The organism is Breoghania sp. L-A4 (genome assembly GCF_003432385.1).
Classification (GTDB): domain Bacteria; phylum Pseudomonadota; class Alphaproteobacteria; order Rhizobiales; family Stappiaceae; genus Breoghania.
Genome location: NZ_CP031841.1, coordinates 2,608,339 through 2,622,465 on the forward strand (window position 1 = coordinate 2,608,339; position 14,127 = coordinate 2,622,465).

11 protein-coding genes are annotated in these 14,127 nt (G+C 64.1%); 1 reads left to right on the plus strand and 10 read right to left on the minus strand.

Annotated elements, in window-relative coordinates:
- Positions 1–220: 220 nt before the first annotated feature.
- Positions 221–1,129, minus strand: a complete 909-nt coding sequence (locus tag D1F64_RS11975; RefSeq protein ID WP_117412641.1) for a sugar kinase — start codon at positions 1,127–1,129, stop codon at positions 221–223.
- Positions 1,130–1,432: 303 nt separating this feature from the next.
- Here D1F64_RS11975 and D1F64_RS11980 point away from each other — a divergent pair, with 303 nt between their 5' ends.
- Positions 1,433–3,109 carry an EAL domain-containing protein gene (locus D1F64_RS11980; RefSeq protein WP_205470449.1) on the plus strand — a complete coding sequence of 559 codons (1,677 nt, stop codon included), beginning with the start codon at positions 1,433–1,435 and terminating at the stop codon, positions 3,107–3,109.
- Positions 3,110–3,266: 157 nt separating this feature from the next.
- On the opposite strand, the gene D1F64_RS11985 is transcribed toward D1F64_RS11980, so the two are convergent.
- The 9 genes from D1F64_RS11985 to D1F64_RS12025 form a co-directional block, all read right to left on the minus strand.
- Entirely contained in the window at positions 3,267–4,679 is a 1,413-nt protein-coding gene (locus D1F64_RS11985) for a hypothetical protein (RefSeq protein ID WP_117412642.1), read from the minus strand.
- A gap of 204 nt (positions 4,680–4,883) precedes the next feature.
- Positions 4,884–6,107 carry a hypothetical protein gene (locus D1F64_RS11990; protein WP_117412643.1) on the minus strand — a complete coding sequence of 408 codons (1,224 nt, stop codon included), beginning with the start codon at positions 6,105–6,107 and terminating at the stop codon, positions 4,884–4,886.
- Positions 6,104–6,904: a TfuA-like protein gene (locus D1F64_RS11995; RefSeq protein ID WP_117412644.1), complete on the minus strand. Its 801-nt coding sequence runs from the start codon at positions 6,902–6,904 to the stop codon at positions 6,104–6,106. Before D1F64_RS11995 ends, D1F64_RS11990 begins: the two co-directional genes overlap by 4 nt.
- A complete protein-coding gene (locus D1F64_RS12000) occupies positions 6,901–8,154 on the minus strand; it encodes a YcaO-like family protein (RefSeq protein WP_117412645.1) in 1,254 nt (417 codons plus the stop codon). The genes D1F64_RS11995 and D1F64_RS12000 overlap by 4 nt, the downstream gene beginning before the upstream one ends.
- A gap of 22 nt (positions 8,155–8,176) precedes the next feature.
- Positions 8,177–10,000: a hypothetical protein gene (locus D1F64_RS12005; protein ID WP_117412646.1), complete on the minus strand. Its 1,824-nt coding sequence runs from the start codon at positions 9,998–10,000 to the stop codon at positions 8,177–8,179.
- Positions 10,001–10,029: 29 nt separating this feature from the next.
- Entirely contained in the window at positions 10,030–11,364 is a 1,335-nt protein-coding gene (locus D1F64_RS12010) for an adenylate/guanylate cyclase domain-containing protein (protein ID WP_248304436.1), read from the minus strand.
- 453 nt (positions 11,365–11,817) lie between these two features.
- A complete protein-coding gene (locus D1F64_RS12015) occupies positions 11,818–12,189 on the minus strand; it encodes a hypothetical protein (protein WP_117412648.1) in 372 nt (123 codons plus the stop codon).
- 97 nt (positions 12,190–12,286) lie between these two features.
- Positions 12,287–12,784: a CinA family protein gene (locus D1F64_RS12020; RefSeq protein ID WP_248304771.1), complete on the minus strand. Its 498-nt coding sequence runs from the start codon at positions 12,782–12,784 to the stop codon at positions 12,287–12,289.
- A 61-nt stretch (positions 12,785–12,845) separates the two neighbouring features.
- Positions 12,846–14,111, minus strand: coding sequence for a bifunctional 2-C-methyl-D-erythritol 4-phosphate cytidylyltransferase/2-C-methyl-D-erythritol 2,4-cyclodiphosphate synthase (locus D1F64_RS12025; RefSeq protein ID WP_117412649.1), 1,266 nt, complete (start codon positions 14,109–14,111; stop codon positions 12,846–12,848).
- Positions 14,112–14,127: the final 16 nt, after the last annotated feature.

Here is a 14,127-nt window from a genome sequence, read left to right on the forward strand (position 1 = left end):
GGCCATATTTGCGATATGCCCTTCGCCAATCCTCTTGATCCTCGACAAAATTCATCTCCGCAGAATGGTTCCATTTAACAAGGAAACGCTCTAGGCAGGTCCGGTTCTCAACGCACCGGATCTTCAATCGCAAGCGTTTCGCGCAAGCCCCAACAACGAACCGAGTCCCGCACATCGTGGAATGGCGCGCGCCGCACCCCCGATGCCCGGTCCGAACTGCTCACGCGGCACTCTCGGATGGGCGTTCCGTCAAGGCGGACATGGCGGCGAGCACGTTTTCGCGGCTCGGCAGGCTGGCCTCGTTGCCAAGATGCTGGATGGCGTGGGCGGAGGCAGCCCGGGCGAATCGGAAATGCTCGTGCCACGATTTTTCCGGATCGCTGAGATAGGAATAGACATAGGCGCCGTGGAACACGTCGCCCGCGCCATTGGTGTCGATGACCTTTTCCTTGGCCACGACGAGCGACGGCAGATCGCGGGTTGTGCCGCTTTCATCGTACCAGACCATGCCACGCTCACCCAGGGTCACGCCGCCGATCCGGCATCCGCGCGCCTTGAGATACGCGAGCGTCTCGCCCACCGGCTTGCCCAACTGCTCGCAGAATCTCTCCGACACGATCGCAATGTCGATGTAGCCAAGCAGCTCGTCCGTGTTGACGCGCACCGCCCCGCCGTCGAGTGACGTGAGAACGCCCGCCTCCCGGCAGGCACGGGCGTAGTAAAGCGCCGCATCGGGAAGATGCCCGTCGACATGCAGCGCGCGGCATCCGTCCAGGTTCAGCGTGGGGAAGGGGTGCAGGAAATCATCGTCCCGGCAGCGCACGATGGCGCGCTTGCCGTCCTTCGGCATGATGAAGGACAGGGAGGATTCGCGCACCTTGCGTCCATGCACGGAGATCCCGTATTGCGCCGCCATGTCGAGGAACATCCGCGCCAGCCAGTCGTTGGCCTGCGAGCAGATCAGATCCGGGGCGATGCCCAGTTTGGCGCAGCAGAACGCCGCGGTGACCGCGTTGCCGCCAAAACTCACCGCGTAGTCCTCGGCGATGGTCTTTTCATCGCCGACGGGCAGGCGGTCGGTCAGGAACGTGATGTCGATGTAGGCTTGTCCGATGAACAGCGCGTCCATGCAAGGTCTCCGGTGTACGGGCGTTGGGCGCGGGTTGAAGCCGCATTGCCGATACCAAACCGGGCCGCGGCGGCGGATGCAAGGGGGTGCGTGGATACGGTGGTGAAATGAAGTCGTTTCGTGAACGGTACAAGCCTTGGGCGAGGCGGTCTTTGGGAGGCTTGTGGGCGTTACCTTCCGCCCCGGAGCGATCGTGGCCGCGCCTGAAGGTCGTTTTGAATGAAAATTCAAACGGTTTAGGGGGTGTTTACGCATCGAGTGCGATTATGGGAGCACGCTTAACCCCGTCCGGAAATCCGTTCTGTGTCGCAACGCCTCAAAATATTTCTCCGGACCTTCGTCGTCGCGGTCTTGATCGCCGTGGTACCGCTGCTTGTCGCGAAATACAGCCTGGAAAATCATGCGGAAATGCGCGCCCGCGAAGAAGTGCGGGCTGCTGCCGCGCGCTTCATCGAACGGGCCGAGCAGGCGCTCGGTGACGGGGTATCGACCCTTCAGGCACTGACCAACGATGGCAGCGTCACCTGTCTCCCCGAACACAGAATCGCGATGAGCCAGGCGGTGCGCAAGTCCGCCTTCATTCAAGGCATCGGGCTGGTGGACGCCAACGGGGTGCCGATGTGTTCCACACCGGAGCGCACCTTGTCGGGCGACGCGATCATGCCGGTCTACCGCGAAAATTCCGCGGTCGTCGGGCTGGGGCTGTTGGACCAGAGCTTCGCCGGCGTGCATGTGGCGGTCGTCAGCTGGCACGTGGGCAACGGGATCCGGCTGATCGCCGAGATCGCGGCGCCCGCCATATCGATCGATCCGGGGCCGGATTATCTGCGCGCCCACCGGCGGGTCGAGGTGCGGTTGTCGCGCGATGTCATCTGGCTGACGATGGGCGGGGAATCCGCGATGCCCAGCGGCGAACGCATGATCACCGAGTTGCAGCGCTCCAAGCGCTATCCCATCGAGGCGACCGTTGTCGTCCCGGTCTCGGCATCGATTCCTCTGGTATCCGATCTGAAGATGATCGCGGCTGTTGCCGCGGGCGGATTCGCCGTGCTGTTCATCGCGGTAGCGCTGTGGATGTCCTGGCGTCCGGATCAGGCGGCGGAGGATGAATTCATCGCCGCGATCAGCAAGGGCGAGTTCATTCCCTACTACCAGCCCGTGATGGACATCGACACCGGCGGACTGATCGGCTGCGAGGTGCTGATCCGCTGGCGGCGGCCGGATGGAACGATTGTGTCGCCGGGCCAGTTCATGACCTATGCGGAGACGTCGGGGCACATCTTCGAGATGACGCGCATCATGATGCGCAAGACCTGCGAGGAGGTCGGCGACCTCTATTCGCGCAATCCGGACATGAAGCTGTCGGTCAACCTTTTCGCGGGCCACTTCGATGACCGGGAAATCATAGACGATATCATCGACATATACGGCCCTTCGCAGATCCGGTATCAGCAGATCGTGGTCGAGGTGACCGAGCGCCAACCGCTCAAGAACCTGGAAACCGCGCGCAAGATCATCGCCGAAATGCAGGCGCTCGGCCTGCGTGTGGCGCTCGACGACGTGGGCACCGGACACGGCGGACTGGCGTATTTGCAGAAGCTCGGCATCGACATCATCAAGATCGACAAGATGTTCATCGACACGCTGGGTGGCGACGACAGCACGTCAACCATCGTGGACACGCTGGTGGAGCTTGCGGGCAACCTCGGCATGGGCATCATCGCCGAGGGCGTTGAGCAAATCGAACAGATTCACTGCCTGCGTGAACTCGGCGTTTCCGCGGCGCAGGGCTACATATTCGCGCCGCCGCTTCCCGGGAACCTCTACATCGAACTGGCCGAAGCCCTGTCCGCCGGCAAGAATCGGGCGCTCGCGGCTGAAAGCCGGAAAGCGCTCGGCGCCAGCGTCGGGGATTTCTTCGGCGGTCTTGGCGAGGACGAGCCGGAAGAGAACGAGGATCGGGACGCCACGGCCGCCTGACCACCGGGAGGCCGGCCGGCGCATCGTTCGTCGCCACATCTCTCCCGGATCCGCCGTCCCGCCCGGTCAAACGTGTGCCGCGCGCGTGAAAAAGTCGGGCCGCACGAGCGACCCGCCTGCATTGTCATGTCTCGCGCGTTGAGGACCATCAGGCGACCTAGTCGTCGTCGTCCTCTTCGCCGTAGGAGTGGCCAGCCTCCTGCATCATGGCGCGTGTCTGCATCATCGCCCGGGCCTGCATCATGGCTCTGCTCTGCATCATGGCGCGTGTCTGCATCATGGCTCGGCTCTGCATCATGGCTCGGCTCTGCATCATGGCTCGGCTCTGCATCATGGCTCGGCTTTGCATCATGGCGCGGCTCTGCATCATGGCGCGGCTCTGCATCATGGCGCGGCTCTGCATCATGGCGCGGCTCTGCATCATGGCTCGGCTTTGCATCATGGCGCGGCTCTGCATCATGGCTCGGCTCTGCATCATGGCTCGGCTCTGCATCATGGCTCGGCTCTGCATCATGGCTCGGCTCTGCATCATGGCGCGGCTCTGCATCATGGCTCGGCTCTGCATCATGGCGCGGCTCTGCATCATGGCTCGGCTCTGCATCATGGCGCGGCTCTGCATCATCGCCCGGTTCTGCATCATGGCGCGGTCTTGCATCATCGCCCGGTTCTGCAACATGGCGCGATCCTGCATCATCGCCCGGCTGGCCGGTCCGCCCTCGGGTCCCGCCGGTTCTTCCGGCGCGATTTCGCGCAACTGGAGATCCGGCCGGTCGATGCCGTCGGCCAGCATGACCTCTTCCTTGGCGCTATCCTCAACAACCTCGTAGCCGGAGAGATCGCCGGGAACGAAATACAGACGCCCGTCAGGGCCTCGCAGGGAAAAGCCACCGCCCGCATCGGCCATGTCGTCCGGCATACCGCCCATCATGGTGTCGGGCATCATCTCATCCGGCATCGCGTCGAATGGCAGCCAGTCATCAGGAACCTCGTCGTCCAGCGGATCGACACCCTCCATGACGTCATCGTCATCGAGATCGAGGTCGAAATCGACAAGGCCGAGCGGGGTGGTGTCCGTTTCCGCGAATGCGATCAGCGGATCGTCGACGGACACGTCCCATTTGCGAAAGCCGGTGTCCTCCTGCTCGATGATCTTTTCCCAAAGGAACCGTTCACCGCTGGCGAGCTCCACATTGGCGCTCTCCTCACGGACCGTGCCATCCGATCCGATGACCTTGACCTTGCCCTTCCCGGAGCCGGCCGCCTTCACCAGGCTTTCCTTCGCCCTCAGGCTGACGAAGGCGCTCCAGTCAGCCGCGTCCACCATGCCGGCGCCATCTTCGCTGACCACGACCATGCAGGGTTCGAAGAGACGGTGCGTCTCGTCGCCGATCTTGATGCCGTAAACATAGGCGAACTGCGCGGACCCGTCGGCCTTGCCGTTGGTTCCAGCGCCTCCCGCTCCGGGAATGGCTGTCCGTGCGCGCCGGTTCAGGGCATCGCGGCGGATCGCCATGCCGTCGATGACGCGCCCGTAGAGGACTGCGCCGAAGTTATCGATAAGGTCCGTCATATCCCATCCCCACCTAGTGAAAATTACTTTGCGTCAAAGCGCCAATATACTCGCGACGCGCCGATCAACTCAAGAGAGGATCCCGCCGCCGGACGCCGGCAATCGGCGCATTGAGCGGAATCGGGATCCCGTCGTCACAACCTCCGGACAAACACCACCGTCAGGACGCGCCGGCGCGCCTGAAAACTCCGGTTCCCGGTAACTCTACCCTACAAAGATTCGCCGCCAGCGAAGGCAATCCGTGATCACTTTCTGATGCGTGTTGCCGCTGATCTGATGGTCCGCCAGCAGAAGCATGCGCGCGACCTTCGCGTATGTGAGGTTCTGCGGGTCGATCTGATGCCAGCAGCGCGCCAGCCGGCGGCCGAGCATGTCGCGGGCCTCGCGCAAGGAATCGGTGAATTTCTCCGGATGCCGACGGTAGGATGCCATCAGCGCCCGGTGCGCGGCATTGTTGGGCTCGCCGGAGGTTTCGACCTCGCGCGACATGCTGGCGTATTCCTGAGACACCAGACCTCGCGCGACGAGCCGCTTCTGATAAAGTTCAATCAGAATGTCGAACAGGGCCCCTGTCAGCGGCTGGCCAAGGGCGTGCACCTGCTTGCCGGTGGCATCCTGCGGGGGCATCGACGTGTCGATCACATCGTCCATCGTCATTGTGTTGGACGCGATGCGGATCTGTTCGGTTTCCGAGGTCTCGCCGATGCGGTTCAATTCGTTGGCCGCGTAGAGATCACCCTCGCTCTTCTCCAGGACGTAGTCGATCAGACTGTCGAAATGCAGCGCCGAAAGCAGCGCGACGATGTCGCTGGCGGATTCATGGAAGCCCCGGTATTCGGTGGTCAGCTTTTCGGGTTCCGGAATGCCGACGGTCGCGTAGACCAACGCGTGCCCGCACTCATGGGCCAGCACGTCGAAATTCAGGCAGTAGGCGCGATCGTCGAGCTTGCCGGCCTTGCCGCCGTGGCCGAACTCCATGAAGCCCCAGCCGAAATGGGCGTTGTCCCAGTCCACCCAAGGGATCATTTCCAGGGTCTTGAAGCTCCACTGGAAGTGCCAAGGCAGGGGGCCGCCGAAATAGGTTTCCCACACGTCGAGGACTCGCCTGACGGATCCGAACATATGCGCGGCCGCGAAACCGGGGTCCGTGGGCGTGAGGTGATCGAAATGGCCGAGCCGGTTTGTCCGGACGCCGGGGGAGGCGGGCCCCTTGTAAGGCGGCTTGTCCTCGTCCTCGTAGTGCTTCTTGTCGCGCGCGGCGACCACATGCATCCGTTTGTCGGACGGGCCCGGGGCCAGTGTTCCCGCCCTGGAGGAAACCCAGACGGTTTGCGGTTCGGGAAAGCACTTGGACGCGGGAGACTGGACGTAGAGCTTGAAGCGCGTCCCGGTCCTTTGATACTGCCGGTCGAGCGAGAACGCGCTCATGACGTCGCTCCATTGCCGAAGGCCACGTCCGCATGCGCCTCGTCCGTAGGCTCAAACGGCGGTTCCAGCCCGGATTGGGTCCAGATCAGGGTTCGCTCGAAGTGGAACACCGGTCGCGGCCGCGGCGCGGCGTCGCCGGCGAGCGTCCGGAGCAGGGCTTCGGCATCCGCCTTCTTCTGCCAGACGCGGCCTTGGGGAAGCCAGTCGCGCAATGCCGCAAGGATTGCGGCGTCCATGCCCTGGTTCGTGGCCGCCGAGAGCATGGCCGCCATGGTGCGGCGCTTGTAGAACATCGCCTTAGCGGTTTCGGCGAGCGCATCGCGGATATCCGCATCGATCACCCCGTCGGCTTCGGCGGCGGCCAGGGTGGCGCGAATGTCCACCATGGCGTCGGTGGAGAGATAGGACGCCTCTTCCGGCCCGTGCACGACGGCAACCTCGTCGTCGTCCTCGAACGGACCTGAAAACGGCGCGAAACGGTTCTCGACATAGGCCTGGAAAATCTCGCCCACGCCGCGCATGCCGAACTGGCGCAGTTCACAGGCGCGCAACGCGCCCATGCTGGCGGCGCCCCACACCTCGATGCCCTGGTCCAGCGCCCACAGGATCTCCTTGTGCCAGATCGCGGGGACCTGTTCGAAATGGCCGTCGATGAGACCGATGGCGCTAGGCGCGTGTTCGGCGATGGCCCGGGCGATATCGCCCTTGCGCGCCGGAGGCAGGAACACCGCTTCGGGCATCGCGCCGCGCGCTTCGTTCAACGGCATGGTGGGACCGAGAAAGACACAGGTGGTCATGCCGCTCCCTCCGAAATCACCCGGGTCGCCCGCAGTCCCGGCACATAGCCGCTCTGCGGACCCTCGAAGGCGCCTTCGAGCCCCGGGATCACGACCCGGGCCACAGGCACGTTGAACGTTGGCTTGGTCAGGTCGACCGCCACGATGTCGGTGATGTCGCGCGCCATCAGCGCGTCCTTGACCGCCTCGAGATCCTCATCGAACCGGTCGGTGAGCAGATTGTATGCGTCGGAGAACCGGCGTTGCGGCCGCAGACTGTCGATTACCGAACGCGCCATGCGCTGGCGCTCGATGACGGCCTTCTCGGTGTATTCGTGCTCGTCGATATCCTCGCGCGACCCGGCGATATAGGTGGTGCGCGCCTGGGCGGCTTCCGTCAGCGCGCGCGCCAGCGCCACATTGGCGCACAGATGAGCGCCCGCGCCCATCTCCGGTGCGCCGGTCGTGGAATCCCGGTCGGTGACGAGGCAGTAGAAGACGGCGACCTCGATGTCGCTCGATACGTCCCATACGACGACATCCAGCCCAGCGCGTTCGAACTGGTCAATAAGGCCGGCGCAAACCGGATCGTCGATCGTCGCCAGATCGACGGCGCGCCTGCTGCCCCAGGCCTGCGTGGAGAGCTTCCACAAGGTGGTGGCGTCGCGCTCGATGACCTCGTAGATCGCATGCAGGACGGCCTCGTTCCAGGTGTTGCCCGAGGCGAGACCGTTCGTCGTGGCCGCGAAAACGCCGGATCCAGCCGGCTGGGGATCGGTGTAGTTGGCGTGCACGAGTTCGTGCGGCAGCCACTGGTCGATGCCGCTCAGGAGGCATTGCCCCTCGATCCAGAGGATCTGCTCGAAGGGATTGAGCCCCTCGGGACGCGCCAACGGCAGACCGAGCACGTCGATCATCGTGTGCGAGAACCGCAGTTCCTCGAAACTTGCGAGCTTCAGCGGCTTGTCGATGCTTTCCGCATGCAGCGTCTCGAGCGCTTCCATGACGGCGGAGACCCGCGCGGCGTCCGCGTCGATTCCTTTTCCCTGGAAGACGGAGAGAGAACGCGAATTCGGGCGGCACGCCATATAGACGGGGATGCCGACGTGGTCGAGCCCGGTGATGTTCGATACCCGGGTGATGCCGAAAACGGGAAGCAGCGGCTGCAGGCGGCGAAATGTATCCGCCGGCGAGCGCGCCCGATGAGTGCCTGAGAGATAGATTTTCGTCTGGTCATCGTCTGCTGGTCTGCGCGACGAAGATCGTGTCATGCGAATTTCTCCGATCTGCCGTTCAACAACGCATGTGCATCGTCGGTGTCGGCAGTCGTCCCCCGCCGGCAACCTTGTCCAGAATGGCGCGCAGGCGCTGTTCGCTGTCGCTGTCCGGCTGGGACTGCATGCGCGTCATCGCGGTGCGCAGCGCCAACGCGTGAGCGCCCTGAGCGGTCGCAATATCACACGATTCATTGAGGCAGTATGTGATTTCACTCACATCGCCATTACTGACAATCAAGGTCTCCGCGGCCTGCCGCTCAAGCTCGGCGCCCCAGTAGATGACGCCCTGCAAATCGATCACCGATCGGCCCTCGTCAAGCGCCGCGAGGGCATTCTCGTGTGCGCCCAGGGCCCGGCGGCACTGCGCCAGCATGCAATAGAAGACAGGAAAGTCCTCGGGCGTGCCGACATCGCGCATGATGGCAAGGCCGCGCTCGATGCCCTGCAGGGCCGCCTGCGGATCTCCGGATTCCAGCAGCCGCCAGCCGTCGTAGATCATCGCCTTGGCGGCGTAGTCGTCGACCTCATGAGTCGCGGCGAGCGTCGCCAGACGCCGCGCCAGCTCCTCCACCGCAGCGCAATCGCGCAAATGACAGTGCAGCATCGCCGCGATATCGAGCGCATGGAACAGGCTACCGGGATGATCAAGCGCTTCCGCCCATTCAAGCGTCTCGACGATTGTCTTTCTCGCGGCATCCGCGTTGCCGGTCATCCACTGGCACAGTGCGATTTCACCCAGCGCGCAGACTTTCGCGTCGTGACCGCCGTAGAGCGCGCCGGGTCCGTCGTGGCCGGCCTCCGCATAGAGCGCCAGACCATCGTGCGCATGGGTCATCGAATTGCACAGATCGCCCATCTGGAAGGCATTGGCCCATTTGCAGTGGCGGGCCTGCAGCTTGAACTCGACGCCGCTCATCCTCTCGGACACCTCCACCAGACGCTCGGCCCGCTCCGCCATCAGCGCGAACGTATCCGAGACACGCCACCAGCCCCAGTAGGCCGGGAAGTGCCACTCGGATTCGGGAGTCGTCTCCGACAGCGCGACCGCGGCCGTATAGCTGTCCTTGGTTTCCGGCGCTCCGGGTCCTTTCGCCGCGAGGAAGGCGCTTGCCAGCATCACCTGCAACTGCAGGCCGCGCGTCATCACCGCGTCGGTCTGTTCCATGGAGGCATTGAGCTCGACAGCCCGCTGCAGGTGCCGCGCGGCCTCAAGATTGGCCGATGCCTGCACGGCGGACGTTCCTGCCGCGAGCAGATGGCGAACCGCGCAATCATAGAATCCCGCAGCCTCGCAGTGGCTGGCCAGGCGTTCCGGCCGCACATGCATCAGCCGCGAAGGCTCCGCCTTCAGCCATTTGAGATACCGCGCGTGCAGGGGCTTGAGCTGGCTCTTGAGCAGGCTGTCGTAGGCTGCCTTCTGGAACAAGGCGTGCCGGAATTCGAGCGCGGTCATGCCGCGGTCCTGCACGGCGCGCATGTGGCCGGAGGCGATCAGCCGGTCGGTCGCCGCTTCCAGCCGCTGGTTGTCGAGCATGGAAATGGCCGCCAGATCGTCAAGCGGAACAATGCGTCCGATCACCGCTGCGACCTGCGCCAGTTCCTTGGCTGAGCCCAGCGAATCCAGACGAGCCGTCAGCAGATCCAGCAACGACGTTGGCGTGATGAAGCCATCCGCCGCGCCCCGGGTGAAAAGCCGCCCATGTTTTTCAATAACCTGGCCGGTTTCCATAAGAGCGCGTGTCAACTCCTCGACGTAAAGCGGCACACCGTCGGTGACCTGATAGATCTGCCGCGCCAAGGCCGGCTCCAGAACGCTGCCGCCGCCGATGCGGGTGATCACCGCCGCGCAGGCCTCCCGGCTCAGGCCGGTCAGCGAGAGATCGTCGGTCCGCCGCGCCTCCCACGGGAAGCGGGACCGGGACGCGATACGGCGAGGAAAAAGATCGGCGCGTCCCGTTGCGAGACCAGAACGGATTCGATGAGCTCGATTGTCGAGGGATCCACCCAATGCGCGTCCTCGAGCACGATCGCCAGGGGCTTTGCGCGCGCCGCGATGAAGCGCGCGAAGGCCGCGAAGACGCCGTCGCGCACCGCTTCGTCGGTTCCGGCCGGCTCCGATTGCGGAAAGCGATCGGGACGCCACAGCCGGAGGATCGCGTTGACGGGCGCGGTGTCGACCACGCCGTTTTCCGCGAACCAGTCGCGCACCCGGTGGGCCACGAGATCGTAGTCGTCGGTTGGTTCGCTGGCGAGCCAGTTGGTCACCAGCCGCAGCACCGCGACAAAGGCGGAGTCGCGTTCCTCGTGCACACCGTGCAGCCGCACAAGCCGCTGGCGGGGGATGTCGGCATCGCGCAGGAACTGTGCGGTGAGCCCGGATTTGCCGATGCCCGGTTCGCCGGTCAGGGTGATAATCGACATCTTGCCCGTCTCACAGGTCCACTTCCACGCGGCCTGCAAGGTGGCGAGTTCCCGGTCGCGGCCGATGACGCTGGACGAGGGGGTGAACCGCTGGCGTTCGGCGGCGGCGTCCTGGCCAAGGATATGAAACAGCTCGATGGGTGTTTCCAGGCCCTTGCCGCTGTGCTGGCCGAGGGTCTTCATCCGGAAGCCGGGCTTGATCAATCCGGCGGTGACGGCGCTGACGACTACGGTGTTGGGCGGCGCGCATGATTCCACGAAGGCGGCGATATTGGGCGTTTCGCCGACAATCGAGTGTTCTTCACGGGTGCGCCCCGATCCCATCTGTCCGACGATGACGATACCGGTGTGCAAACCGATCCGCAGGGCCAGCGACACATCGTAGGCGCGCAACTCACCGTGGTTCAGCCCGTCGATACGCCGCAGGATCTCAAGACCGGCAAGCGCGGCGCGGCGCGGCGCGTCTTCCAGCGCCGTGGGATAGCCAAAATAGGCGAGAATGCCGTCGCCCATGTAGCGCGCGATAAGCCCGCCCGCCGCCTCGATGACTGTGGCGGCCTCCGTCTGGAACGCACGCAGCACCTCGCGCAGGTCCTCGGGATCGATTTCGGTGGAGAGCCGAGTCGAGCCAACGACGTCGCAAAACATCACCGTCAGCTGCCGGCGTTCACCGTCATGCGCCAAACCGCGCGTAAGCAGGCTCGTTGCGGGCGTCCGGCTCGCCTGTTCGGCCTGCTGCACGCCGCATTGCGGGCAGAACCGCGCGTTGGGAGGCAGTTCCACGCCACAGGATGTGCACGACTGGACGTCCCTTGCCCCGCAGCCGGGGCAAAACTGTGCACCCTCGGGCAAGACCGCGCCACACGCGCCACATTGGCGGTCATGCTTCCCCATCGACGTCCCCGTTCGTATCCAATTTCAGCGAAAAAAGCCTAGCACTTACCGCGAGGGACGAAAAGCGGACCGTAGCCAGTGGGCAGGTGGATACAAAGACGCGATTGCTGATTTTGCGGTTTCGAGGCTTCTCCCGCATGCGCCGGCGGCCGGCAATGGCGCCGCTCTGCCTTACCGTGTTGGTCTCACGCGGGTACCGGCACCATCACGCTCGCGTGTCGCGTGCCGATCGGATCGCAGTGTGCCGGGGATCGGGCGCCGGAAAGCGCACATGTGCGCGATGCGATCGACGACCGGCAGCCGTCGGAGGCAACGCGCCGAGACATTTCCCGGCTGAGTCCATCACCGTGTCGCGAACCAGACGGCACCCTTCCACAGAGGTTTGTCGAGCAGACCGTTGTTCAGGTCCGCATAGTGTTGCTGCTCTTGCGGGTCTTCGCAGATCAACCGCCAGATTTTGCCGTCACCGTATTCGACACCGACCGTGCGCCCGTTCTCGCTCTCGTATTCCGTCCAGGCAACGGTGTGCGGGAACGCGAAATAGTTCTTGTTGCAATAGGTGACCTGCACCATGCCGCGCTTCTTTGAACTGAAGATCTGCTGGCTCTCGACGAAGTCACCAAAACCGTCACGGGAAATGATATGCACTTCACCGGCCGCCGCCGGCGTTGCCAACAGCAGCAGTGCTCCCATCGTGTGAACAAGCTTTTGCATCGTCACTGGCTCCAATCGCGGTTGCAACAGTCGCGGAAGGTGACGTATGGCCGCGAGGAATTGTATCCACTCGAAACCTGAATACACAGACACACATTTAGGGCTCAATAAATTGAGCCAGCGAAGTTGATAAAAATTTTAGTGAATATCGTGCTGCAATCAATCTGACTTCGTGCCGTCCGAGATCGCCGAATGTCTGCGCGCTGTGCACGGTCGGCGCGCCGCGGCGTGCGATCGCAAAATGGACAAGGCCCACGGGCTTCTCCCGCGAGCCGCCGCCGGGGCCGGCTATGCCGGTGATCGAAACGGCGGCGTCTGCGCGCGACTTACCAAGCGCGCCTTGCGCCATGGCGCGCGCCACGGGCTCGCTGACGGCTCCGTGCTCCGCGATCAACTCTGGCGCGACGCCGAGCATCGCTGACTTGGCTTCGTTGGAATAGGTGACAAAGCCGCAATCGAGAACGGCGGATGAGCCTGCGATGTCGGTGATCGCGGCCGCAACCATGCCGCCGGTGCAGGATTCCGCCGTCGCGACAAGCAGACCGAGGCTGCTGGCCGCGTCCAACAGTTCCCGCGCCAAGGCCTGCAAGGACATGTCCCCGATCTGGACGCTTGTCATGATCACTTCCTTTCCCGGTTCCGTCGGCGTGTCAGCGTCAAGCGGTGGCATCGGAGCCTGCGTCATCATCGCCGAGCGGCAGGCGCACTGTCGCGGTGGCCATGGCGGCGATTCCCTCCCGCCGGCCAGTGAATCCCAAGCTTTCGGAGGTCGTCGCCTTGACGGCGATGCGCTGGACCGGCAGGCCGCAGATGGCGGCGATCCGGGCGCGCATGGCGTCGCGATGCGGTCCAATCTTCGGCTCCTCGCAGATGATCGTCAGGTCGATGTGGGCAATCCGCCCACCGCGCCGGGCAACGCGCGTCACGGCATGCTCGAGGAAAATGTCCGAGGCGGCGCCTTTCCACTGCGGATCGGAGGGCGGGAAATGCGAACCGATGTCGCCATCCGCCAGCGCGCCGAATATCGCATCCGTGATCGCATGCAACGCCACATCCGCGTCCGAGTGCCCCTTCAGCCGCCTGTCGTGCCCGATCCGAACGCCGCCGAGGATCACATGGTCGCCGGGGGCAAACGCATGCACGTCGTAGCCGTTGCCGACACGGATATCACCCAGGGTCGCCCATTGCTGCAGGCGCATGCATTCATCGGCCGCCACGAGATCGCTCCTTGTCGTGATCTTGATATTGTCTTCGCCTCCGCGGACCGCCGTGATCGCATGCCCGGCCCATTCCGCCACCGCGGCGTCATCGGTAAACGACGTCTCGCCCCGTTCAAACGCCTGTCGATGCGCGTCGAGCACGACGTCGAAACGAAATCCCTGCGGCGTCTGCGCCGCCCAAAGGCCGTCGCGGGGAAGTGTGTTGGTCACACGTCCCGCGTCATCGACCCGCTTTATCGTGTCCGTGCAGGGAAGGGCGGCCAGCACCGCTGGCTTGCCCGCATCGAGCGCGTTCCAGACCCGCTCGATGGTGGCTGTGTCAATGAACGGCCGAGCGCCATCATGAACCAGCACATAGGCCGGCGGAGCGTCCGCCAGGCTCTCCAGTCCCAGCCGCACCGACGCCTGGCGCGTGGCGCCGCCTGTCACCGGGGCCATTAACTTGTTTCGCGCCTCGATATCGCCTATTGCGGCGTCATAAAGCGCCCTGTCATCTGCGTGTATGACCGTGACGATCCTGTCGATGCGGTGGCTTGCGCCAAGCGCATCGAGTGTAAGCGCCAGAATCGGCCGTGCGCCGATCGGCAAATACTGCTTCGGCCCCGCATCCCCATCGGCGGCCATGCGCGACCCGCGGCCCGCCGCGACGACGATTGCGACAGTGCCTTTGCCGCGCGGCACGGTATTTGCGTTATTTGGCATGGGCTTCCGGATCGGC

Bases quoted from the DNA above. Each gene is read 5' to 3' on its own strand.
- D1F64_RS11975 (WP_117412641.1), bottom strand. From the start codon at position 1,129: ATGGACGCGCTGTTCATCGGACAAGCCTACATCGACATCACGTTCCTG.
- D1F64_RS11985 (WP_117412642.1), bottom strand. From the start codon at position 4,679: ATGACGGACCTTATCGATAACTTCGGCGCAGTCCTCTACGGGCGCGTC.
- D1F64_RS11990 (WP_117412643.1), bottom strand. From the start codon at position 6,107: ATGAGCGCGTTCTCGCTCGACCGGCAGTATCAAAGGACCGGGACGCGC.
- D1F64_RS11995 (WP_117412644.1), bottom strand. From the start codon at position 6,904: ATGACCACCTGTGTCTTTCTCGGTCCCACCATGCCGTTGAACGAAGCG.
- D1F64_RS12000 (WP_117412645.1), bottom strand. From the start codon at position 8,154: ATGACACGATCTTCGTCGCGCAGACCAGCAGACGATGACCAGACGAAA.
- D1F64_RS12015 (WP_117412648.1), bottom strand. From the start codon at position 12,189: ATGCAAAAGCTTGTTCACACGATGGGAGCACTGCTGCTGTTGGCAACG.
- D1F64_RS12020 (WP_248304771.1), bottom strand. From the start codon at position 12,784: ATGTCCTTGCAGGCCTTGGCGCGGGAACTGTTGGACGCGGCCAGCAGC.
- D1F64_RS12025 (WP_117412649.1), bottom strand. From the start codon at position 14,111: ATGCCAAATAACGCAAATACCGTGCCGCGCGGCAAAGGCACTGTCGCA.